General features: G+C 56.0%; 21 protein-coding genes. 10 read left to right on the top strand and 11 right to left on the bottom strand.

Annotated elements, in window-relative coordinates; translation table 11 throughout:
* The first annotated feature begins 3 nt into the window (after positions 1-3).
* From FZF21_RS11415 to FZF21_RS11385, 7 genes are all read left to right on the top strand, one after another.
* A complete protein-coding gene (locus FZF21_RS11415) occupies positions 4-930 on the top strand; it encodes an amino acid ABC transporter permease (RefSeq protein WP_017382287.1) in 927 nt (308 codons plus the stop codon).
* On the top strand, positions 914-1,687 hold the full coding sequence (locus tag FZF21_RS11410) for an amino acid ABC transporter ATP-binding protein (protein WP_017382288.1): 774 nt from the start codon (positions 914-916) through the stop codon (positions 1,685-1,687). Before FZF21_RS11415 ends, FZF21_RS11410 begins: the two co-directional genes overlap by 17 nt.
* 9 nt (positions 1,688-1,696) lie before the next feature.
* The gene (locus FZF21_RS11405; protein WP_063945889.1) at positions 1,697-2,584 is read left to right on the top strand and encodes a transporter substrate-binding domain-containing protein; all 888 of its coding nucleotides are present in this window, start codon (positions 1,697-1,699) and stop codon (positions 2,582-2,584) included.
* A 41-nt stretch (positions 2,585-2,625) separates the two neighbouring features.
* Entirely contained in the window at positions 2,626-3,243 is a 618-nt protein-coding gene (locus tag FZF21_RS11400; protein WP_063863948.1) for a glutathione S-transferase family protein, read from the top strand.
* A gap of 37 nt (positions 3,244-3,280) precedes the next feature.
* Entirely contained in the window at positions 3,281-3,511 is a 231-nt protein-coding gene (gene pptA / locus FZF21_RS11395; RefSeq protein WP_045615504.1) for a tautomerase PptA, read from the top strand.
* Positions 3,512-3,697: 186 nt separating this feature from the next.
* On the top strand, positions 3,698-4,699 hold the full coding sequence (locus tag FZF21_RS11390) for a Kdo(2)-lipid IV(A) acyltransferase (RefSeq protein ID WP_149121320.1): 1,002 nt from the start codon (positions 3,698-3,700) through the stop codon (positions 4,697-4,699).
* Between the two features lie 91 nt (positions 4,700-4,790).
* On the top strand, positions 4,791-5,432 hold the full coding sequence (locus FZF21_RS11385; protein ID WP_045615508.1) for a DNA-binding protein: 642 nt from the start codon (positions 4,791-4,793) through the stop codon (positions 5,430-5,432).
* On the opposite strand, the gene FZF21_RS11380 is transcribed toward FZF21_RS11385, so the two are convergent.
* Complete coding sequence (locus tag FZF21_RS11380) at positions 5,425-5,724, bottom strand: helix-turn-helix domain-containing protein (protein WP_000612740.1); 300 nt, start codon at positions 5,722-5,724, stop codon at positions 5,425-5,427. The genes FZF21_RS11385 and FZF21_RS11380 overlap by 8 nt on opposite strands.
* Positions 5,725-5,885: 161 nt before the next feature.
* On the opposite strand from FZF21_RS11380, the gene fusA reads away from it, so the two are divergent.
* Positions 5,886-7,988 (top strand): elongation factor G, encoded by a 2,103-nt coding sequence (gene fusA / locus FZF21_RS11375; protein WP_063945887.1) that lies wholly within the window; start codon positions 5,886-5,888, stop codon positions 7,986-7,988.
* 67 nt (positions 7,989-8,055) lie between these two features.
* Here fusA and FZF21_RS11370 read toward each other — a convergent pair whose 3' ends face one another.
* Together FZF21_RS11370 and FZF21_RS11365 are read right to left on the bottom strand one after the other, a co-directional pair.
* On the bottom strand, positions 8,056-8,487 hold the full coding sequence (locus FZF21_RS11370; protein WP_032620331.1) for a DUF3828 domain-containing protein: 432 nt from the start codon (positions 8,485-8,487) through the stop codon (positions 8,056-8,058).
* 203 nt (positions 8,488-8,690) lie between these two features.
* Positions 8,691-9,263 carry a flavin reductase family protein gene (locus FZF21_RS11365; protein WP_039270701.1) on the bottom strand — a complete coding sequence of 191 codons (573 nt, stop codon included), beginning with the start codon at positions 9,261-9,263 and terminating at the stop codon, positions 8,691-8,693.
* A 105-nt stretch (positions 9,264-9,368) separates the two neighbouring features.
* Here FZF21_RS11365 and nhoA point away from each other — a divergent pair, with 105 nt between their 5' ends.
* Positions 9,369-10,214, top strand: a complete 846-nt coding sequence (gene nhoA, locus FZF21_RS11360) for an N-hydroxyarylamine O-acetyltransferase (protein ID WP_015570465.1) — start codon at positions 9,369-9,371, stop codon at positions 10,212-10,214.
* An 80-nt stretch (positions 10,215-10,294) separates the two neighbouring features.
* Here the strand turns inward: nhoA and narI are convergent, their stop codons facing one another.
* The 6 genes from narI to FZF21_RS11330 form a co-directional block, all read right to left on the bottom strand.
* The gene (narI, locus tag FZF21_RS11355; protein WP_047365083.1) at positions 10,295-10,975 is read right to left on the bottom strand and encodes a respiratory nitrate reductase subunit gamma; all 681 of its coding nucleotides are present in this window, start codon (positions 10,973-10,975) and stop codon (positions 10,295-10,297) included.
* The gene (narW, locus tag FZF21_RS11350) at positions 10,972-11,667 is read right to left on the bottom strand and encodes a nitrate reductase molybdenum cofactor assembly chaperone (protein WP_032102973.1); all 696 of its coding nucleotides are present in this window, start codon (positions 11,665-11,667) and stop codon (positions 10,972-10,974) included. Before narW ends, narI begins: the two co-directional genes overlap by 4 nt.
* Positions 11,667-13,211 carry a nitrate reductase subunit beta gene (narH, locus tag FZF21_RS11345; RefSeq protein WP_015570469.1) on the bottom strand — a complete coding sequence of 515 codons (1,545 nt, stop codon included), beginning with the start codon at positions 13,209-13,211 and terminating at the stop codon, positions 11,667-11,669. Before narH ends, narW begins: the two co-directional genes overlap by 1 nt.
* Entirely contained in the window at positions 13,208-16,948 is a 3,741-nt protein-coding gene (locus FZF21_RS11340) for a nitrate reductase subunit alpha (RefSeq protein ID WP_032634382.1), read from the bottom strand. The genes narH and FZF21_RS11340 overlap by 4 nt, the downstream gene beginning before the upstream one ends.
* Before the next feature lie 67 nt (positions 16,949-17,015).
* Positions 17,016-18,401 carry a NarK family nitrate/nitrite MFS transporter gene (locus FZF21_RS11335; RefSeq protein ID WP_032620334.1) on the bottom strand — a complete coding sequence of 462 codons (1,386 nt, stop codon included), beginning with the start codon at positions 18,399-18,401 and terminating at the stop codon, positions 17,016-17,018.
* A gap of 210 nt (positions 18,402-18,611) precedes the next feature.
* Positions 18,612-19,187, bottom strand: coding sequence for a TetR family transcriptional regulator (locus FZF21_RS11330; protein ID WP_015570471.1), 576 nt, complete (start codon positions 19,185-19,187; stop codon positions 18,612-18,614).
* A gap of 116 nt (positions 19,188-19,303) precedes the next feature.
* On the opposite strand from FZF21_RS11330, the gene FZF21_RS11325 reads away from it, so the two are divergent.
* Positions 19,304-20,794, top strand: a complete 1,491-nt coding sequence (locus FZF21_RS11325) for an MFS transporter (RefSeq protein ID WP_063945886.1) — start codon at positions 19,304-19,306, stop codon at positions 20,792-20,794.
* Between the two features lie 45 nt (positions 20,795-20,839).
* Here the strand turns inward: FZF21_RS11325 and FZF21_RS11320 are convergent, their stop codons facing one another.
* Both FZF21_RS11320 and yddG read right to left on the bottom strand, forming a co-directional pair.
* Positions 20,840-21,913, bottom strand: a complete 1,074-nt coding sequence (locus FZF21_RS11320; protein WP_017382300.1) for a porin OmpD — start codon at positions 21,911-21,913, stop codon at positions 20,840-20,842.
* A 626-nt stretch (positions 21,914-22,539) separates the two neighbouring features.
* Positions 22,540-23,418, bottom strand: a complete 879-nt coding sequence (gene yddG, locus FZF21_RS11315; RefSeq protein ID WP_032102980.1) for an aromatic amino acid DMT transporter YddG — start codon at positions 23,416-23,418, stop codon at positions 22,540-22,542.
* Positions 23,419-23,637: the final 219 nt, after the last annotated feature.

Below are 23,637 nucleotides of genomic sequence, written 5' to 3'. Positions count from 1 at the left end.
ACGATGAGCAACGTTGAAACCATAAAAGTGGTCCCGGCACGTTATCCGCTGCGCGCTGCTGGCGCCGTGGTGGCGCTGTTTGTGCTGGCGGTCGTGATCCAGTCCGTGGCCTTTAATCCGCGCTGGGAATGGGCGGTATTTGCCCGCTGGTTCTTCGACCCGGTGATCCTCGAAGGCGTCGGCCAGACGCTGCTGCTGACGTTGATAAGCACCGTACTGAGCGTGGTGATTGGCGGCATGCTGGCGCTGGCGAGGCTCTCGTCATCATGGCTGTTGAGCAGCCTGGCGTGGGGGTACATCTGGCTGTTCCGTTCCCTGCCGCTGATCGTGGTGCTGATTATCCTCTATAACTTCTCCTATCTCTACGACACGCTCTCTCTCGGCGTGCCTTTCACCGGCATTACCTGGGGCAGCTTTGAAACCATCAATGTTCTAGGGCAGTTTTCTACCGCCATCGTGGGGCTGACGCTGGTGCAGAGCGCCTATACTGCGGAGATCATTCGCGGGGGGTTCCTTGGGGTCGACCACGGTCAGTATGAGGCGGCCGCTGCGCTAGGTCTGCCGGCATGGCGTCGCACGGTGCGCATAATTCTCCCGCAGGCGCTGCGCACCATCCTGCCGTCCGGGTTTAACGAAATCATCAGCCTCGCCAAAGGGACGGCGATGGTTTACGTGCTGGCGATGCCGGAACTATTCTACACGATCCAGATGATCTACAACCGCACCCAGGAGGTGATCCCGCTGTTGATGGTGGGGGCCGTCTGGTATCTGGTGATCACCACCGTACTGTCTGCCATCCAGCATGTTATTGAGCGTGTACTCGCCCGCAGCGAGCGCCGCTCCGCCGTAAACCAGAACCGGGCGGCCAGTCGCGCGCGCTCCGTCACCACTTCGCCAGCACAGGAGCCTGTTCATGCAAGCCTCTCCTGAAGGACACATTTCCATTACCGGCGTCAGTAAGTTTTTTGGCCGACATAAAGCGCTCGATAAGGTCACGCTTGAGATCCCGCCGGGCTCCGTGACGGTGATCCTTGGCCCCTCTGGATCGGGAAAATCGACGCTGCTGCGCACCATTAACCATCTGGAGCGCGTAGACGAAGGCTTTATTCAGATTGACGGGGATTACATCGGCTATCGCCGTCAGGGTGACAAACTCTACGAGCTCAAAGAGAAAGAGATCCTCAAACAGCGCGTCAACGTTGGGTACGTGTTTCAGAACTTCAATCTTTTTCCGCATCTCACGGTGCTGGAAAACCTGATTGAAGCACCTATCGCGCATAAAAAATTCAGTAAAAAAGAGGCTGTTGAAAACGCCTACAGCCTTCTGGATGTGGTAGGTCTGCGCGATAAAGCCGATGCATGGTCGCGTCACCTCTCCGGCGGCCAGCAGCAGCGTATCGCCATTGCCCGCGCGCTGGCGCTGCGCCCGCGCGTGATGCTGTTTGATGAACCCACCTCGGCGCTGGATCCAGAACTGGTTGGCGAAGTGCTGGACGTGATTAAAAAGCTCGCCCGTTCCGGCACTACGCTGGTGGTGGTCACCCATGAGATCGGCTTTGCCCGGGAAGTGGCGGACCAGGTGGTATTTATGGTCGACGGTAAAATTGTGGAGCAGGGCAGCAGCGACGACGTGTTAAACCGACCGTCGCATCCGCGAACGCGCCAGTTCCTCTCAAAAGTGCTGTAAGGAGCGCAGATGAAATATGGACTCCTGGCGGGGCTGGTCTTCACGACGGCGAGCTACGCCAGCATTGATTTAAAGGCCAACGAACAGCCGCTGCCGGTGACGGTTGATCAACAGGCAGTGGCGAAAATCCCGGCGAACTATAAATTTGTTGAGCCGGGTACCCTCACGGTGGCGATTTCAGCCCTGAATTCTCCGCCGCTGGCGCTGCTGGCCAGTGATAACCGCACCCGTATTGGCAGCGACCCGGATATCGGCCGGTTGCTGGCGGGCAGTCTGGGGCTGAAGCTGAAGCTGGTGCCAACGGCGTGGGAAGACTGGCCGCTGGGGATCACTTCCGGGCGTTATGACGTGGCGTTGGTGAATATCGCCGTCACCGAGCAACGTAAGGCGAAGTTCGATTTTGCGACCTATCGCGTCGATTCCCTCGCCTTCTCGGTGAAATCCACCAGCAACGTACAGTCGATCACCCGTGCGAAAGATCTGGCCGGTAAAAAGGTGATTGTCGGGTCAGGCACCAATCAGGAGCGTATTCTGCTGGGCTGGAACGAAGAGAATAAAAAGGCCGGGCGTGAGCCTGCGTTGCCGGTTTATCTGACCGACGACGCCTCAGGCAATCTCTATATTCAGTCCGGCAGGGCGGATGTGTTTTTTGGACCGCAGTCCGTTTCTGCCTATAAAGCCGCGTTAACCGGCAAAACCCGCGTCGTGGGATTAGGGCCGAAGAAAGCCTATGTCGCCACCACAACCAAAAAAGGCAATGGGCTGGTGTATGCGTTGCAGGCTGCACTGGACGGTGCGATTAAGCGCGGGGAGTATCAAAAGGTGCTGGCGCGCTGGGGGGAGGCGGGCGAAGCGGTGACGTCTTCAGATGTTAATCCGCCCGGGATAACCTACTAATGGTGCTCTACACTTAGGGTTTTCATCCCTGAGGGGGCAACATGATCAAACTCTATGGCGTACCCGGCTGGGGATCGGCAATCAGTGAAGTGATGCTGACTCTGGCAGACATCCCGTATCAGTTCGTCAACGTGGACGGGTTTGACCAGCCCGGCCCGCAACGCGAATTGCTGTTAAAACTGAACCCGCTGTGCCAGGTGCCGACGCTGGAGCTGGAAAACGGGGCGATCGTGACGGAAACCGCGGCGATCGCCCTGATGGTGCTCGACAGACGTCCCGACCTCGCGCCGCCCGTAGGGCAGGCCGGGCGCCAGCAGTTTCAGCGCCTGCTCATCTGGTTTGTGGCGAACGTCTATCCCACCTTTACGTATGCAGATTACCCGGAACGCTGGGTGCCTGATGCCCCGGAACAGCTGAAGAAAAATTGCATTGAGTACCGAAAATCGCTCTATCTGTGGTTCGACAGCCAGCTCAGCGCCTCGCCGTTTGCGTTTGGCAAACAGCTGACGCTGCTTGACGTCTATATTGCCGTTGCGCGTACCTGGGGGCCACGTCATGAGTGGTTTGCCACTAACACGCCTAATATTACCGCCGTCGCGGATGCCGTCTGCGCGCTGCCGGAACTGCACAAGGTGCTAAAAGCTAACGATATAATCTGATAACGTGGAACGCTCACCTATAAAAGGAGCCCTGCCCATGCCACACGTTGATATCAAATGTTTTCCACGCGATCTGACTGACGAACAAAAAACGGCCCTGGCGGCGGATATCGCCGAAGCGATCGCCCGTCATCTGAACAGCAAAGATCGCTCAATCTCCGTGGCGCTTCAGGAGGTTCAGGAAGCTGACTGGAAGGCGCAGGTCTGGGATACCGAGATCGGCCCGAAACTGGATGAACTGATTAAGAAGCCCGGTTATACGATGTAACATGCCTGCCGGGTGGTGCAATATCACCCGGCGCTCCTCGCTTTTATTCCCTTTCGCAAAAATCGATAATAAAAACCATAACGATTCCGCTACAATTCATCCTTCCGAACAATATTCGTTAAATCAGCAGGTAAGCACTGCAACTGCACCAGATTAAGTACAAATTAGTAAAAGGATAATTTTTCCATGACAAAATTACCTCAGTTTTCACTCGCCTTTATTCATCCTCGTTACTGGCTCAGCTGGGCAGGCATTGCCGCGCTCTGGTGGACGGTTCAGCTTCCGTACCCGCTGCTGTTGAAAACAGGTCACGGGCTTGGGCGTCTGGCTATGCGCCTGCTTCCACGCCGCGTGGAGATCGCCAGACGAAATCTTGAGCTTTGCTTTCCTGATATGAAAGAGGACGAGCGCGAGCGTTTACTTGAGCGTAATTTTGAATCAGTTGGAATGGGCGTCATCGAAACCGGGATAGCGTGGTTCTGGCCAGACTGGCGCGTACGGAAACACTTCAGCGTGACCGGCTACGAACATATGGAACAGGCGCGGGCGCAAGGAAGGGGCGTGGTGCTCATTGGCATGCATTTTCTCACGCTGGAATTAGGCGCACGCATCTTTGGCATGCTCAACGCGGGTATTGGTGTGTATCGTCCCAACAATAATGCGTTGCTCGACTGGCTGCAAACGCGCGGTCGTCTGCGTTCCAATAAAACCATGCTTGACCGCTATGACCTGAAGGGCATGATCCGCGCGCTGAAGCAAAACGAGATCCTGTGGTATGCCCCGGACCACGATTATGGCAAAACGAATAGCGTGTTTGTGCCGTTTTTTGCCGTCCCGGACGCCGCGACAACTGCCGGGAGCTACATGCTGGTGAAAAGTGCCAGACCGGCCGTGATCCCGTTTGTACCGCGCAGAAAAGCAGACGGCACAGGGTATGAGCTGATTATTCTGGAAGATATTAGCGATACCTTGCAGGGAGGCGACAAAGTGTCGGTGGCCACGCAAATGAACAGAGCGATTGAGCGCGCCGTGATGATGGCGCCTGAGCAATATATGTGGCTGCATCGCCGGTTCAAAACCCGCCCTGAAGGCCAGCCGGACCGGTATAAACGCAAAAAACAGATCCCATCTTCTGCAAGAACCTTATCTGCCAGCGATATTTCGGACCGGTCGAGTATCCAGCAGTAGCCCGGCAGGGCGGATGCCGGTGCGCTCCGCCCTTTATAAATCCTGCCGCGCTGGATAGAATTACCGCATCCACATTGACGGGATGCCCAACATGACCGGAAGAGTCGATTATCATCTGGAAAAATACCTCCTCACCGAAGCCGGCGAGCCGGAACGTCTGACGCGCCAGTGGGCCGAGGTGATGCGCGAGTGTCATGACCAGAGATCCGGGGCAGAAGAGCGGCTGCGTCTCGCGCTGCTGAATGTGGATTATGTGACCAGCTTTGAGCTTCCCTTCCGGTTACTTCTTACCCGTGCACCGCAGCTGATTGATAGCATCAGAAATGAGTTTCAGCTCAGTCAAAAAAATGTCCTGTTCAACGGGAAGCGGTTTGGCTGCGTCTACAGCCTTAAACGGGATTTGAACGGCATTCCCGATGAATTTACCTACCACCTGAAGACCCGTATTCAGCGGATCGATGCGTCCGGCGGTTCGGAAGTGCCTTACCGGCAAATCGCTCAGCAGGTGAAAGCCCCCCGCGAGCGCCTCCAGCTGGCGCTGGAACAGGGGCTTGCGGTCACCGCGCTTGACGGGCTTTTCTGGTTTGGCCTCCAGCGCATAGCCGCCGACGTGCAGCGGTTAAGGAAGACCGGGATGAGAATAGTGACGTCCGATACGGAGGTGTTCGACACCCTTACCGGAACAACACGGCGGATTCCGGTTTATCGTCTTGAGGACGCTGCCGCTACTTAGCCTGGAGCAGGATCGCCAGCAGCCCAGGAAAACGGGCGTCCAGATCTTCTCTTCTCAGTGAGATCATATTCTCGCGCCCCTGCGGGCGCTGCCAGATCACACCGCTGTCGCGCAGCACGCGCCAGTGGTGAGTCATAGTGGATTTCACCACCTCTTCCGGGCGCAGTGCGTTACAGCTCAGTTCGCTGCCGTCGGCCAGCCTGCGGATAATCGCTAATCGCAGCGGATTGCCGAGGGCGAACAGCACATTTTCCAACACTATTTGTTCAGGTTCCGGGTGGTTTGGGATCATCGTTTTCCTGCGTCTCGCGTGAGATTGAGCTATATCAACAATAGGTCAACCGTTAAAAAATAGTTCGATAATACTCGTACAATGGGACTATTATAACAAACGAACGAACACGCGACCATCCCGGTCGTCACAAACCAGTCATGAAGACTTAAGGAAATAACATGCCCCGACCCATTCCACTCGAACGTTATCGCAACATCGGTATCTCCGCGCATATCGATGCGGGCAAAACAACCACCACTGAGCGCATCCTGTTTTACACCGGGATGAGCCACAAGATGGGTGAAGTACACGATGGCGCGGCAACCACCGACTGGATGGCGCAGGAGCAGGAGCGCGGGATCACCATTACGTCGGCGGCGGTAAGCTGTTTCTGGCCCGGTATGGACAGAGGCTTTGAACCGCACCGCATCAATATTATCGACACCCCCGGGCACGTGGATTTCACCATTGAGGTGGAACGTTCCATGCGTGTGCTCGACGGTGCGGTGATGGTCTATGACTCCGTCGGTGGCGTGCAGCCGCAGTCGGAGACCGTCTGGCGTCAGGCGAATAAATATCACGTCCCGCGCCTGGCATTCGTCAACAAAATGGACCGCCCGGGTGCGGATTTCTTCCGCGTGGTGCAGATGATGCAGGAGCGGCTGAAAGCCAATCCGGTCCCGATTGTGATCCCCGTGGGGGCAGAAGAACACTTCACCGGCGTGGTGGATCTCATCAAGATGCGCACCATTCTGTGGGATGATGCGACGCAGGGCATGGCGTTTAGCTATGCGCCAGTGCCTGACGATCTGCTGAGCACCGCCCAGGCGTGGCGAGAAAAAATGGTTTCGGCTGCGGCAGAAGCCAGCGATGAGCTTATGGATAAGTACCTTGAGACGGGCGGACTGGATGAAGCGGAAATCATCAAAGGGCTGCGGATCCGGACTATCTCCGGCGAAATACAGCCCATGCTGTGCGGCAGCGCCTTCAAGAACAAGGGCGTGCAGCGCATGCTCGACGCGGTGATTGAATTGATGCCGTCTCCACTGGACGTGCCCGCTATTGATGGGGTAGACGAAGACGGACAGCACGCCGAGCGCCACCCAAGCGATGATGAACCGTTCTCGGCGCTGGCCTTCAAGCTGATGAGCGATCCGTACGTCGGCCAGCTGACCTTTATCCGCGTCTATTCCGGCATACTGCGCAAAGGCGACGCGGTGTACAACCCGGTGAAGGGCAAGAAAGAACGTATCGGGCGCATCGTGCTGATGCATGCCAACGATCGCCATGAGGTGGACGAGCTGCGCGCAGGGGATATCGCAGCCTGTGTCGGGCTGAAAGACGTTACCACCGGTGACACGCTGACCGACCCGAATGCGGTGATCACCCTTGAACGGATGGAGTTCCCGGATCCGGTTATTTCGCTGGCGATTGAGCCGAAAACCAAGGCCGATCAGGAGAAAATGGGGATCGCCCTACAGCGCCTGGCTGCGGAGGATCCGTCGTTCCGCCTGCACACGGACGAAGAGTCCGGTCAGACCATCATCTCCGGGATGGGCGAGTTGCATCTGGAGATCATCGTTGACCGCATGAAGCGTGAGTTTGGCGTTGAGGCGAACATTGGTCGTCCGCAGGTCACCTACCGTGAAACCCTGCGTAAAGCGGTGAAGGATATTGAAGGTAAATTTGTCCGACAGTCCGGCGGGAAAGGGCAGTACGGTCATGTGGTTCTGAGCCTTGAGCCGTTAGCCGCCGGGAGTGGTTTTGTGTTTGAAGATGCCACCAAAGGCGGGGTGGTGCCGCGGGAGTACATCCCGTCGGTGGAAAAAGGCTTGCGAGAAGCCATGAATACGGGAGTGCTGGCGGGCTATCCGGTGGTGGATGTGAAAGCGACCCTGACGTTTGGTTCCTACCATGACGTTGACTCCTCGGAGATGGCCTTCCGCATGGCGGCGATCCTCGGCTTCAAAGAGGGCGCTAGGCGGGCGGATCCGGTTATTCTTGAGCCGGTGATGCACGTTGAGGTGGAAACGCCGGAAGAGTACGCCGGGAACATTATGGGCGATCTCTCCTCCCGTCGCGGCCTGGTGCAGGGAATGGCAGAACAGTACGGCAGCCAGATTATTCGCGCTGACGTCCCGCTGGCTGAGATGTTTGGCTACGCCACCACGCTGCGCTCGATGTCCCAGGGTCGCGCGACGTATACGATGGAATTCCATCATTTTGCGGAAGCTCCGCGGAATGTGGCGGATGAGATTATTGCGAAGCGTGTGAAGAGTTAATTAATTGCACATGGTAGTCATTTGGCTACCATGTGCCTTTATTATTACGACAGGGAGTTTATGCCTGTTACTTAATTAGCGTCGCCGATCGCACTTTCCATTTTCCTTGCTCTTCAACGAGACAATCTGCAATAACATGATCTTGCTTCTTACCAAATGCGACATAGACGTTTGTGCAAACGGCGTCAAAATCAGAATGTAAGACGGTTATCTGATTCCAGTCATCATCCCAGTCCTGCGCTTTGATAAACATATCCGCATCGGGCATATCTTTGTCGTTACTGTCGCCAGAGTACATTTCTTTAATTGCTGCAATGGTCCCTGAGGCTACGTACTCGTTCATAATGTCTGGATTGAGTACGGGTGGTTTGTTCTGATCTAACTGCGCTATATACCATTGATTGAATTTAAGCGCCACTAGCCCCGGTGCATAGGTGGTTTCCGCGCCCGCTAAGGAAGACAGGATGAAAAGTAAAAAGAAGAGTGGCTTCGATGACATAATGTGCCTAATTACCGATGCTTTTTGCTTGAGCATTTTATTTGGAATATAAAATTTCGCCATATCTATCCAGGACATTAATATTTCCTTAACGGGGAATTGCTAACTCAGCAACTCAAGAAATATCCTCCGTTCTACAACGCAGTGGTAAACATAAAATGCCATAGAAATTTTATATAATTCAGATGGGTATAATTAAAAAATCATTCCAGCGCCTTGACCATTTTCCCGCTCGCGACAAACGTACCCGCACCCAGATGATGCAGCGTATTCAGCTTATCCCCGTCAAACTGCCAGCGTCCGGCGACAAATGCGCGTTCATCCGCCGCGGCGGAAACCACTTCGCCAAACAGAGTGTCATATTTCTCGGCCGCAGAGGTTACAGGTAATAACCGGCACTCCATCCACGCCAGACATTTCTCTTCTATAACCGGCAGGCCAAGCTCAGGGCCATAAATAACCGGGATCCCGTAGCAGTTAAATTTATCCTCGTCGCGCCCGCTGACGCTGCCGACCGCCCAGGTCCAGTTGGCTGCCGCCACGCCGGGGATCACAATGCCGAATTTCCCGCTGCGTTCGATCAACTCCCGTGACCACGCGCTTTTGTCTACCACAATCGCGATACGCGGGGGCTCAAATTCCACCGGCATAGACCATGCGGCGGCCATGACGTTGCGACGATCGATGGTCTCATCCCGGCTGGTGATGAGCACGGTTGGACCGTGATTCAGAAGACGGCTGGCATGGCGTAATTCAACAGGGCGAAAGTGGTTCATAGGATCTCCTCATGTACACGATGAGTATGACGAAAAAGCACTTTTGCGCATATGCATAAGGGAAAATAGTTTATAAACAGGGGATATCACATCCTGGAGCAAATCATGTCCCCATTTCTGAGTGCTTATTTCGCCCGCACGGGCTGGCAGCAGCCCGTACAGGTTGATATCGATACCCTGCGGGGGCTGCATTTACACCATAACTGCGCAATCCCTTTCGAAAATATCGATGTTGTTTTGCCGCGTGAAATCCATCTGGACGACGGGTGTCTGGTGGATAAACTGGTCACCGCGCGGCGGGGGGGATATTGCTTTGAGCAAAACGGCCTGTTTGAGCGGGTGTTGCGCGAAGTCGGTTTTACGGTGCGCAGCGTGCTGGGGCGGGTTGTGCTGGCTAATCCGTCGCAGATGCCGCCGCGTACGCACCGGTTGCTGCTGGTTGAGCTGAACGGCGAGCGCTGGATCGCCGATGTGGGATTTGGCGGACAAACGCTGACGGCGCCGATTCGTTTGATCGCCAACGAGGAACAGGAAACCCCGCACGGGAGTTATCGTTTGCTGAGCGAGGGTAACGACTGGGTACTGCAATTCCGCCATCACGAGCACTGGCAGTCAATGTACCACTTCGACCTGGCGACCCAGTACTTCAACGATTACGTGATGGGAAACTTCTGGTCGGCGCACTGGCCGCAGTCCCATTTCCGCCATCACCTGCTGATGTGTCGCCACCTGCCGGACGGGGGCAAGCTGACGCTGACCAATTTTAATTTTACCCACTGGCAGAACGGGCATGTGGAGGAGCAGATCCATTTGCCGGATGCGGAGGCGCTGTATAAGCTGATGCAGGCGCGGTTTGGCCTGGGCGTTGATGACCCGAAGCACGGCTTTACCCTGGCCGAGCTGACGGCCGTGATGGCGGGGTTTGATACGCATCCACAGGCAGGGAAATAGCCCGGTGGCGGCTACGCCTTACCGGGCCTACAGCGGCTTGAAACGTAGGTCGGGTAAGGCGAAGCCGCCACCCGACAAAATCAACGGCGCGATCTCACTACCTGATAGCGACGGGTGAAGTACTCAAACGGCGCGCTCCACACGTGCACCAGACGGGTGAACGGGAAGATAAGGAAGATCGTCATCCCCAGCACCAGATGCACGCGGAAGATCGGTGCGACGCCGCTCAGCATTTCTGACGAGCCTCCCTTAAACGTCACGATCCCCTGCGCCCAGCCGACCAGCTTCATCATTTCGCTTCCGTCAGGATACTGGGCGGAGAAAGGAATGGTCGACAGCCCAAGGATGCACTGAAGCAGCAGGATACTCATGATGATAATATCCGGCGTGGTGGATGTGGCACGCACCCGCTGGTTGAACAAGCGGCGGATCAGCAGCATCGACCCGCCAACCAGCGTCAGCACCCCGCAAATACCCCCCGCAATCATGGCTAACTGCTGTTTAACCGCGATGGGTAAAAACCAGGCGTACATCCAGTGCGGAGTTAACATGCCGAACAAATGCCCGAAGAAGATCCCCAAAATCCCGATATGAAACAGGTTAGAGCCCCAGTTCATACCGCGCTTGCTGAGCATCTGGCTCGACGAGGCGCGCCAGGTGTACTGCCCGTAGTCGTAGCGCAACCAGCTGCCAAGGAAAAACACGGTGGCGCAGATGTACGGATAAATGTCATAGAAAAACACGTTCAGGTAATGTGTCATTTTGGGCCTCCGGCGCTGACGTCCACGTACTGCGGCGCGACGTCCTGGCTAAAGCGTCGTTGATATTGCTGCATCGGCGAGCTGTCGCACGATGTGGCGTTGTCTTCGATAAACTTCACCTGTTCCTCTTCCCACACGGCGTCCAGCGCCTGACGGGTATCATCCCGTTTTTCACCAGACACCTGCTTCGCCACGCTGTCGCTGGAAAGCCGTGTACCGGCCATCGTCAGCAGGGCGTCAAACAGCTGGTAATGTGCCACCTCGCGCTGTTTCAGCCGGCCGCCAATCAGCGCCAGGATCGGCGCGACGTTTTGCAGCCCTTCACGCGCCTCGTCATCGCTGACGATACTGAGATATTCCAGATAGAGCGGCAGATAGTCCGGCAGCTCGCGGCAGTCCAGCTGGAGCCCGGCTTTCTCATACTGGCTCATCAGGTCGACCATCGCCTGACCGCGATCGCGGGACTCGGCGTGAACGTGTTCGAACAGCAGTAGCGAGGTTGCGCGCCCGCGTTCAAACACTTCGCACCATTCGGCCTGCTTATCCAGCAGCGGGGCGCTCAGGTGCTGCTGCGCAAACGGCAGCAGCATGGGCGCGTCCTGTTCCACCAGGGAAAGCGCTTCGTCACGGTTTTCCCACAGCAACTCATCGGGATACTCAATGAGCAGCGCGATGATTTTGAGGATCTGCATTATTCTCCCTCCCCGTGTTCGCGCACTTCGGTGATGTTGATCGCGTCGATGCGGCTGCTGTTGAAGAGGTTGAATTTGGTGTCGGAACCGTGGCAGCCGTCGCCAAAGGTGAAGCCGCAGCCGTTTTTCTCCGGGAAGGCGTCGCGCGCCATTTCGCGGTGGCTGGTCGGGATCACGAAGCGGTCTTCGTAGTTGGCAATCGCCAGGTAGCGATACATCTCTTCTACTTGTTCTTCCGTCAGGCCGACCTCTTCGATGGCGCGGGTGTCGGTCACGCCTTCCACGGTCTGGGAACGCTTGTAGTGGCGCATCGCCATCATGCGCTTCAGGGCGCGCAGCACCGGACCGGTATCGCCCGCGCTGAGCATGTTTGCCAGGTACTGCACCGGAATGCGCAGGCTTTCGACCGCAGGCAGCACGCCGTCGCTCTGCGGCAGACCACCCGCGTCGGCGTAGGACTGAATCGGTGACAGTGGCGGCACATACCAGACCATTGGCAGGGTGCGGTATTCCGGATGCAGCGGCAGGGCAAGCTTCCAGTCCATCGCCATTTTGTAAACCGGGGAACGCTGTGCCGCGTCGATGACGTTCTGCGGAATACCCTGTTTCAGCGCTTCCTCAATCACCGCCGGATCGTTCGGGTTAAGGAACACGTCGCACTGGCGCTCGTACAGATCGGTTTCATGCTCGGTGCTGGCCGCCTCTTCAATGCGGTCCGCGTCATACAGCAGCACGCCAAGGTAGCGGATGCGCCCGACGCAGGTTTCCGAGCAGACGGTCGGCTGGCCGGACTCAATGCGCGGGTAGCAGAAGATGCACTTCTCTGACTTGCCGCTCTTCCAGTTGAAGTAGATTTTCTTGTACGGGCAGCCGCTGATGCACAGACGCCAGCCGCGGCATTTGTCCTGGTCAATCAGCACAATGCCGTCCTCTTCACGCTTGTAAATCGCACCGCTCGGGCAGGTGGCAACGCAACTGGGGTTCAGACAGTGCTCGCACAGGCGCGGCAGGTACATCATGAAGGTGTTTTCAAACTGGCCGTACATCTCCTTCTGGATCTTCTGGAAATTGCGGTCGCGGGCGCGTTTTTCGAACTCGCCGCCCAGCAGCTCTTCCCAGTTGGGCCCCCATTCGATTTTATCCATTCGCTTGCCGTCAATCAGCGAGCGCGGGCGGGCGGTAGGGAGGTGATCGCCCTCTGGCGCGCGGTGCAGATCCTGGTAATCGAAGGTGAAGGGTTCATAGTAATCGTCAATCTGCGGCAGGACGGGGTTAGCGAAAATCTTCGACAGCACGCCCATTTTGCCGCCGAGGCGCGGGGTCAGCTTGCCGTGAATACCGCGGATCCAGCCGCCTTGCCACTCATCCTGATCTTCCCAGTTTTTCGGATAGCCGATACCCGGTTTGGTTTCGACGTTATTAAACCACGCGTACTCCATCCCTTCGCGCCCGGTCCAGACGTTCTTACAGGTGACCGAGCAGGTGTGGCAGCCAATGCATTTATCGAGATTCAGAACCATGCCAACCTGTGAGCGTATTTTCATTTTTTCGCCTCCTGTACCTGATCCCGACCTTCGCCGTCCAGCCAGTTAATGTTTTTCATTTTGCGGATCATGATGAACTCGTCGCGGTTCGAGCCGACGGTGCCGTAATAGTTGAAGCTGTACGCCAGCTGCGCGTAGCCGCCGATCATGTGGGTCGGTTTCGGGCAGACACGGGTGACCGAGTTGTGGATCCCGCCGCGCCGTCCGGTTACTTCTGACCCCGGAATGTTCAGAATGCGCTCCTGAGCGTGGTACATCATGGTCATGCCCGGCGGCACGCGCTGGCTGACCACCGCGCGGGCGGTGAGGGCGCCGTTGGCGTTGAAGGCTTCGATCCAGTCGTTGTCCTCAATGCCCAGCTCGCGCGCGTCGGTTTCGCTGATCCAGACGATTGGCCCCCCGCGCGACAGGGTTTGCATCAGCAGGTTTTCGCTGTAGGTGGAGTGAATGCCCCATTTCTGGTGCGGCGTCAGGAAGTTAAGCGCTTTTTCCGGGAATCCGTTCGGCGGGATTTCGCGCATATGGGTAACGCTGCGGGTGTCAATCGGTGGACGATAGGCCACCAGACTCTCCCCGAAGGCGCGCATCCAGGCATGATCCTGATACAGCTGCTGGCGGCCCGAAATCGTGCGCCACGGGATCAGCTCGTGAACGTTGGTATAGCCTGCGTTATAGGAGACGTGCTCGCTCTCAAGGCCGGACCACGTCGGGCTGGAGATGATTTTACGCGGCTGCGCCTGAATATCGCGGAAGCGGATTTTCTCATCTTCTTTGTTCAGCGCCAGATGAGTGTGATCGCGCCCGGTCAGTTCGCCGAGGGCTTCCCAGGCTTTGACCGCGACCTGACCGTTGGTTTCCGGCGCAAGGGCGAGGATCACCTCTGAAGCGTCAATGGCGGTCTCGATGCGCGGACGACCTTTCGCCGGGCCGTCGAGCTTGACGTAGTTGAGCTTGCCGAGGAAATCGACCTCGTTCTGGGTGTTCCACGATATGCCTTTTCCGCCGTTGCCGAGCTTGTCCAACAGCGGCCCAAGGGCCGTGAAGCGCTCGTAGGTTTCCGGATAGTTGCGCTCGACGACTGCAATGTTTGGCGCGGTTTTGCCGGGGATCAGATCGCACTCGCCTTTGCGCCAGTCCAGAATATCAAAAGGCTGCGACAGCTCCCCCGGGGAGTCATGCTGAAGCGGCTGTAGCACCACGTCAGTTTCGGTGCCGAGATGTCCGACGCACACTTCAGAGAAGACTTTGGCGATGCCCTTGTAAATCTCCCAGTCGCTGCGGGACTCCCACGCCGGGTCAACGGCTGCGGAAAGCGGGTGAATAAACGGATGCATGTCCGAGGTATTCATATCGTCTTTTTCATACCAGGTGGCGGTGGGCAGGACGATATCCGAGAACAGGCAGGTGCTGGACATACGGAAATCGAGCGTCACCAGCAGATCCAGCTTGCCCTCAATGGCGGCGGTTTGCCATTCCACCTCTTCAGGTTTCACGTCGTCCGTTGAGCCTAAATCCTCACCCTGAATACCGCTCTCGGTGCCAAGCAGGTATTTCAGCATGTATTCATGGCCTTTCCCGGACGAGCCAAGCAGGTTAGAACGCCAGACAAACAGGTTGCGCGGGTGGTTCTTACCGTTATCCGGCTGTTCGCAGGCGAAGCGGATATCGCCCGATTTTAACGCCTGCACGGTGTAGTCCTGCGGCGACATCCCGGCGGCGTCCGCCCGGGCCTTAACGTGCAGCGGATTAAGGTTGAGCTGAGGGGCCGACGGCAGCCAGCCCATGCGCTCGGCGCGGACATTGAAATCAATCAGGTGTCCGGTGAATTTAGTCGCGTCTGCAAGGGGAGAAAGCAACTCCTGGGCGGTCAGCTTCTCATAGCGCCACTGGCTGGCGTGGTTGTAGAAGTAGGAGGTGCTGTTCATCTGGCGTGGCGGGCGGTTCCAGTCCAGCGCGAAGGCCAGCGGCAGCCAGCCGGTTTGCGGGCGCAGCTTTTCCTGGCCGACATAGTGCGACCAGCCGCCGCCGCTCTGCCCGACGCAGCCGCAGAAGACCAGCATGTTGATCATCCCGCGGTAGTTCATGTCCATGTGGTACCAGTGGTTCACACCGGCCCCGAGGATGATCATCGAACGACCGTGAGTTTTGTGCGCCGTGTCGGCAAATTCACGGGCGATTTTTTCTATCAGATAAGCGGGGACGCCGGTAATTTGTTCGCCCCAGGCCGGGGTGTAGGCTTTTATCTCGGCGTAGTTTGTCGCCGCGTTACTGTCTTCCAGACCGCGATCGAGGCCGTAGTTTGCCAGCACCAGATCGTACACGCTAACCACGCGTCTCTGGCTGCCGTCGGCCAGCGTCAGGGTTTTACTCGGTACGCGGCGCGTCAGCACCGGCTCCTGCTTCACGCTGCGGAAATGCGGATTCTCGTTGCCCCCGAAGTAAGGGAAGGCCACGTCTGCCACGCTGTCGTGGGTGATGAGCAGGGAAAGCGTCAGCTCGGTTTCCTGTCCCGCAGCCAGCGACTCCAGGTTCCATTTGCCTTTTTCACCCCAGCGGAAGCCGATGGAACCATTCGGCGCCACCAGATTTCCGGCCACGTCAAAGGCGATGGTTTTCCACTCCGGATTATTGGTTTCACCCAGCCCGTCGGCCAGATCCGACGCGCGCAGCATGCGGCCCGGCACCACGCGACCGTCAGCCTGTTCATCCAGCAGGACCAGCATCGGCATGTCGGTGTAGCGGCGGCAATAGTTGAGGAAGTACTCGCTCGGGTTATCGAGGTGGAACTCTTTAAGGATCACATGGCCCATCGCCATGGCAAGGGCGCTGTCGGTACCCTGTTTGGGGGCCAGCCACTGGTCGCTGAGCTTCGCCACCTCCGAGAAGTCCGGCGTAATGGCGACGGTCTTGGTGCCCTTGTAACGCACTTCGGTAAAGAAGTGGGCGTCCGGGGTGCGCGTCTGCGGCACGTTCGACCCCCAGGCAATGATATAGCTGGAGTTGTACCAGTCCGCGGATTCCGGCACGTCGGTCTGTTCGCCCCAGGTCATCGGCGACGCCGGTGGCAGATCGCAGTACCAGTCATAGAAGCTCAGGCAGGTGCCGCCGAGCAGGGAGAGATAGCGCGTACCGGCGGCATAAGAGACCATCGACATGGCCGGGATGGGGGAAAAACCGGCTACCCGATCCGGGCCGTAGTTTTTGATGGTCCAGACGTTGGCGGCAGCAATCAGCTGGTTAAGCTCTTTCCAGTTTGAGCGGATAAAACCGCCTTTTCCGCGCGCTTTCCTGTAGCTCTGCGCTTTCTGCGGATCGTTCTGGATGGCATCCCAGGCCAGCACCGGATCGGTATGCTGCGCCAGCGCCTCGCGCCAGAGTTCGATCAGCCTGCGGCGTACCAGCGGGTACTTGAGACGGTTGGCGCTGTAGAGATACCAGGAGTAGCTTGCGCCACGTGGGCAGCCGCGAGGTTCGTGGTTAGGCAGGTCAGGGCGGGTGCGCGGGTAGTCGGTCTGCTGGGTTTCCCAGGTCACCAGGCCATTTTTGACATAAATCTTCCAGCTACAGGAGCCGGTGCAGTTAACGCCGTGGGTGGATCGCACAATCTTGTCGAACTGCCAGCGCTGACGGTAGCTGTCCTCCCAGTCGCGGTTGGTGTGGTACACCTGCCCGTGCCCATCGGCGAAACTGTCGCCTTTTGTTTTGAAGTAACGGAAGCGGTCCAACAGTTTGCTCATGACATTTCTCCTGCTTCGATAGCATGGCCGGAGGGTGAGACATCACGCTCCGGCGAAGAGGTAGTTATTATTTTTGTGAGGATTTGCGGCCGTACACCAGCCAGGTGACGAGCACGCAGACGATGTAAAACACGAGGAAGACTTTCATGGCGCCCACCGGGGAACCAGTCATCGCCAGGGATGTGCCAAAGGCTTTGGGAATAAAGAACCCGCCTACCGCACCGATGGCAGAGATAAAGCCCAGCGCGGCAGCCGTTTCGGTCACCGCTTCATGCTGTGCCTGTTCGTCGCTCCCACCCTGTTTTTTCACGCGGTCGAGGGTGATTTTGCGAAAGATAATCGCGATCATCTGGAAGGTCGAGCCGCTGCCCAGCCCGGCGGTGAGGAACAGGCCCATAAAGACCAGATAGAAGGCGATAAAACTGCCTGAACCAGAGCCGGGCAGCGTCAGGAAAATCAGGGCGCTAAAGATGGCCATAAAGACGAAGTTGATCAGCGTCACCCGTACGCCGCCCAGCCTGTCCGAGATCATCCCGCCAGCCGAACGCGCCAGGGCGCCGATCAGCGGGCCAAAGAAGGCGAGGTGGAGGATATTTACGTCCGGAAACTGGGTTTTTGACAGCATAGCAAAGCCTGCCGAGAAACCGATAAACGAGCCGAAGGTTGCCAGATAAAGCAGGCTCAGCAGCCAGAGGTGAAAGCGCTTAAGCACCGGAAGCTGGCTGGCAATGGACGCTTTCGAGCTGGCGATGTCGTTCATGCCAAAAAACGCCGCAAGGGTAGCAAGAATCAGCAGCGGCGCCCAGATCCACGCCGCGTTCGCCAGCCACATCGTCGAGCCATCCTCCTGGGGGACGCCGTGAACGCCGAGGAAGGTAAACATCGGCAGAAAAATCACCAGCGGCGCAACCAGCTGCATCACGCTCACGCCCAGGTTACCCAGCCCGCCGTTAATGCCCAGCGCGCTGCCCTGTCTGGCTTTCGGGAAGAAGAAGCTGATGTTTCCCATGCTGGAAGCGAAGTTGGCGCCGGCAAAACCGCACAGCAGTGCGATGATGATAAAGACCCAGTAAGGCGTGGCGGTATTCTGGATGGCGATCCCAAGCCAGACACAGGGTACGACCAGGATAACGGTACTTAACACGGTCCAGTAACGTCCGCCAAATATCGGCACCATAAAAGAGTAGGGGACACGTAATATCGCGCCGGAAAGAGAAGGTAATGCCGTTAGCATAAAAAGCTGATCGGTGCTGAAATTAAATCCGACCTTATTAAGATTTACCGCAATAGCGCTAAACAACATCCATACACAAAACGCGAGAAGCAAACACGCCACGGAAATCCACAGGTTTCTACGTGCGATATGTTTCCCTTTATTCTCCCAAAATTGCGCGTTTTCCGGTTTCCAGTTACTCAACAGATGCTGATTACTCTTCTCGCTTTGATGTGACATATCACCCTCTTGCTTACCCAAATGGAGAGAAAAAAGAAGTGAAAACAGAAAGATACCTTTCGGCAGTTTGTAGAAATTTTTGGATGTTATGGGATACATCTGAAAGGATAGATAAAAAAGCGAATCCCTGAGTTTGGAATGGGAATCAGGGTTCGCTTTATGTGTTACTAATTGTAACTGTTTGCGAAAATTAATACCCCGATGGGAGTATTAAAACAATTCGAGGGAAATAAGCTTATCCAGATGCTTATTAAATGCCGCGTCGTCCATTTCAGGCATATTTAATACGTATATGCCATCCAGGCCACATACCAGACCAATTAAACGCCAGGCGATATTTTCCGGCTGGTCAGCAAGCGTAAAGGCGTTGGCCTCCGCCCCGGCGCGGATAATCGCGACCGTTTCCTGGTGCCACATCTCCATGGTCAAAACGTAGGCGCCTTTGATATCGCTATCCCGGCTGGCGAGAATTTGTGCCTCCCGCCACAGTCGAATGTAGGGCTCGAACCCGCCGTCATCGCTGCCGAGCATGGCATGCAGGCGCTCGCGCCAGCCGGCGTTTTCGCCAACGATTTCAGCATCCAGCAAATCGCGGATTAGCCGGACAAACGCCAGCGACTTAAGCTCGCCCGCCGACGCAAAGTGGTGATGCACCTGCCCGGTGGCGACGCCCGCTTCGGTGGCGATGCGGCGCACGGTCATCGCAGCGAATCCTTCGGTCAGCGCCACGCGCATCGCGGCCTGGAGGATCTCTTCCCGCCGCTCGTCCTTGCTCAGATAACGCATAATTTCTCACTCTCAATGGCAACGAAACGAGTGTAACAAAGAGCTGGACAAGTGTTCAACTTTACGTAGGATCGCATTCTGGACATGTGTCCAGTTTTTAACTGAAAAGGAAATTTATGTTTCGTCAGTGGTTAGCGTTAGTGATTATCGTGCTGGTGTATATCCCGGTGGCGATTGACGCGACGGTGCTGCACGTGGCGGCGCCAACATTGAGCATGACGCTGGGTGCCAGCGGCAACGAATTGCTGTGGATTATTGATATTTACTCGCTGGTGATGGCGGGAATGGTGCTGCCGATGGGCGCGCTGGGCGATCGCATAGGTTTTAAGCGCCTGCTGATGATCGGCAGCGTGCTGTTTGGCCTGTCATCGTTAGCGGCGGCTTTTGCGCCGTCCGCGGGCTGGCTGATTGCCGCCCGCGCGTCGCTGGCGATTGGCGCGGCGATGATCATTCCGGCTACGCTTGCAGGGATCCGCACCCTGTTTATTGACGTGCGGCACCGTAATATCGCCCTCGGCGTCTGGGCTGCCGTTGGGTCGGGCGGCGCGGCGTTTGGCCCGCTGATTGGCGGCATGCTGCTGGAGCACTTTTACTGGGGGTCGGTGTTCCTGATTAACGTGCCGATCGTGCTGATCGTGGTTTCGCTTGCTGCGCGCCTGGTGCCTGCTCAGCAGGGGCGGCCCGAGCAGCCGCTCAATATGAGCCATGCCATTATGCTGATTGTGGCGATTTTACTGCTGGTCTATAGCGCCAAAACCGCCCTGAAAGGGGTGCTGTCGCCGTGGATGGTGGCCTGTACGCTGCTTACCGGAGCGGTAATGCTGTTTATCTTCGTCCGTATCCAGCTACGCGCGCGCGTGCCGATGATCGACATGCGCCTGTTTTGCCATCGCATTATTTTAAGCGGCGTGGTCATGGCGATGACCGCCATGATTGCGCTGGTGGGCTTTGAACTGCTGATGGCGCAGGAGTTGCAGTTCGTGCATGGTTTTACGCCGTTTGAAGCAGGGATATTTATGCTGCCGGTGATGGTGGCGAGCGGATTTAGCGGGCCGATCGCGGGCGTGCTGGTCGGGCGTCTGGGGCTGCGCATTGTCGCGGCCGGAGGCATGGGGCTTAGCGCGGTCAGTTTTATCGGCCTGTCGACGCTCGATTTCAGCACCCAACAGTGGCAGGCGTGGAGCCTGATGGTGCTGTTGGGCTTCAGTGCCGCCAGCGCACTGCTGGCATCGACGTCAGCGATCATGGCTGCCGCGCCGAAAGAGAAAGCGGCCGCCGCAGGCGCGATCGAAACCATGTCCTACGAGCTGGGTGCTGGTCTGGGTATCGCCATTTTCGGTCTGCTGTTAACCCGCAGCTTTTCGGCGTCTATTGTACTGCCGCAGGGGCTGAGCGCGTCGCTGACCGATAAAGCCTCGTCGTCCATCGGTGAAGCGATGAAGGTGGCGCAGGAGCTGACGCCGTCGCTGGCCGAGCCGGTGATGACGGCGGCGAAAACCGCGTTCATCACCTCGCACAGCGTGGCCCTGGGCAGTGCGGGAGGCATGCTGCTGATTCTGGCGGTCGGGATCTGGTTTAGTCTGGCGAAGGTCGGAGGGCAGCAGTAATAAAAAAGGCCAGCCGCGAGGGCTGGCCTTTTGAACTAACAGATCTTAGAACTGGTAGGTCAGACCTACAGCTACGATGTTGTCGGTAGCCACTTTGGCATCTTTGGTGAACTGGCTGTCATCCACGAGGTTGATTTTGTAATCAACATAGGTGGACATGTTTTTGTTGAAGTAGTAGCTCGCGCCAACGTCAACGTATTCAACCAGGTCCTGGTCGCCATAAGAACCGATGTCTTTACCTTTGGATTTCAGGTAAGCGATGGACGGACGCAGACCGAAGTCGAACTGGTACTGAGCCACAACTTCGAAGTTCTGCGCTTTGTTGGCAACGTGACCGTTACCGAACGCCGTCATGTTGCGGGTTTCAGAGTAGGTGGTTGCCAGGTAGATGTTGTTCGCATCGTACTTCAGGCCAGCAGCCCAGACTTCTGCGTTTTCGCCACCGGCGTTCAGGTTGCTTGCAGCACGAACCTGACGGTCGGTACGGTCAGATTTCGCGTAGGTCGCACCCACACCGAAGCCGTCGAATTCATAGGTAGAAGACAGACCCCAGCCGTCACCGTTGGATTCGGTGATATCGTCACGGTCGTTTTTACCCTGGTACTGAGCAGCCACGTTCAGGCCGTCAACCAGACCAAAGAAGTCGGTGTTACGATAGGTTGCAACGCCAGTGGTACGGCCGGTCATGAAGCCGTCAGTCTGCGTCCAGGTATCGCCACCGAACTCTGGCAGAACGTCAGTCCATGCGCCGATGTCATAAGCCACACCGTAGTTACGACCGTAGTCGAAGGAACCGAATTCATCGAATTTCAGACCAGCGTACGCCAGACGGGTTTTGTTGCCGTCGGAACCTTGAGCTTCAGAGCGATTGCCCTTGAACTCATATTCCCACTGACCGTATCCGGTCAGCTGATCGTTGATCTGAGTTTCACCTTTGAAGCCCAGACGAACATACGTTTTGTCGCCGTCGCTACCAGCATCATCAGAAAAATAGTGCAGACCAGTAACTTTGCCGTACAGATCCAGTTTGTTACCGTCTTTGTTAAAAACTTCAGCCGCGTTAACAACGCCAGCTGCCAACATGGAAGTCACTGCCACTGCAACTAATTTAAGTTTCATCTTAAATAATCCTTATAATTTTATTTAGGTATTTCCTAAGCCACCTGAGCGATTTTTAAACGAGGCTTATCGTCAATGGCAGACTATTTTTAAAATTCCGTAGACTGCTTTCAATAATAAGTTTCAAAAAATTAAAGATAATTTCAATTAGTGTGATCCTGATCGGATAAATTGCCCTTAAATCGGCCAATCAGGTTAATATATAGACATAAAGTGATTATTAACCAATCAAGATAATATGGCTGTGAATAGTTGTCGGACGTTTTAGTTTTTTGGTGGGATTAAAAGGGTTTGGCAGGGAATGTCAAAGCATGTGGCAGGATAACCTTTTTTAAAACAGTTGATTATAAATTTCTCGGGAAACCAGAACCTGTTTTTTAAGAGAAATATTCAGAAATAAACTATTGCACTTTGTGCTATATAGCGCGGGAATATTGGCGCTGAATTAATTACCTGCGTTGTCAGTTTATGTCAATTTCCACAACAACTCTGGCTTTCTGACAGCACTCTATACAGAGATTTAATTACTCTCTAATGTTACGAATTATATTCGAGGGTGTGATCACATATTAAAATATTGTTAATATTTTGCCGGGCATATTCGGTACCCGGCAAAAATAAAAATGCTATTTGCGGGTGGCATACCAGCACAGTAACGATCCGGCGCACACCATCAATGCCCCTTGCCAGAATGAGAGTGAAAGCGGAGAACTCAGCAGAATAGCCGCCAGTGCGGCGGAAAGAACTGGCGTGAAATAAGAGACAGCCGCAAGCACCGTGACGTTACCGTGAAGAATACCGATATTCCAGGCGGCGTAGCCAAAGCCAAGCGCAACCCCACACATCAATAGCTTCACCACAACCGGGACGCTGAACACCATTTCGGGCTGATCGCTGACGGCATATTTGACCCACAGGCTCAAGGCGGTCAGCAGGACGAAAAGGGTAATGCCATTTTGCCCTTTGGCATACTTGCTGGTGACGGTGCAGTAGGCGGCCCAGATAAAAGCGCCAGCAAACGCCAGCCCATAACTTAGCGGACTGGAAACGACGTTCTGCATGATGTCATTCAGTTGCAGACCGTTTTCGCCACCTAAAACCCAGCACACACCCAACAGCGAGATGAGAAGCCCAGGGATCACCCACAGGGTGGTTTTTTGCCCGTTGAACAAAATCGCGAACGCAATCGTCAGGCTTGGCCACAGATAATTGACCATACCGACTTCAATCGCCTGTGAGCGCGTCGCGGCATACCCCAGCGACAGGGCCAGGCACATCTCATAGCTGACAAACAGGATGCTGCCCGCAATGAGATAGCGCGTGGAAAAACGCCGAAGATCGGGAAAACCCACCGTCACCAGACACAACAGCCCGCTGACGGTGTAAATCATCGCCGCGCCGCCCACCGGGCCCAGTCCTTCACTGACGCTGCGGATGAGACCCACCATGGTGCTCCACAACAATATGGCCGCCAGGCCTGTCAGCGTTGCTCTTTTTCTGTCCATTACCCTGCCAGTCTTCTAAATATCAAAGGGAAAACTTATAGCATCTATTTGCTACACCTGGCGAATTTTCAAAGAGCCTGTTAACCCGAAAGGATTAGCAAATCATACCGGCAGTGACTATTAAGGGGGCGAAGTCTGACGACCTTGATTTGACGCAAAAAAAACAGGGGCTTTGCTGTTAGTTTGCGGCGCGAAGTCTTATCAGATAACGAGGACAGC

This window comes from Enterobacter sp. LU1 (assembly GCF_008271405.2).
Taxonomy (GTDB): domain Bacteria; phylum Pseudomonadota; class Gammaproteobacteria; order Enterobacterales; family Enterobacteriaceae; genus Enterobacter; species Enterobacter hormaechei_C.
The sequence above is the reverse complement of the archived record's forward strand: the minus strand, read 5'-3'. Positions and strand labels throughout refer to the sequence as shown.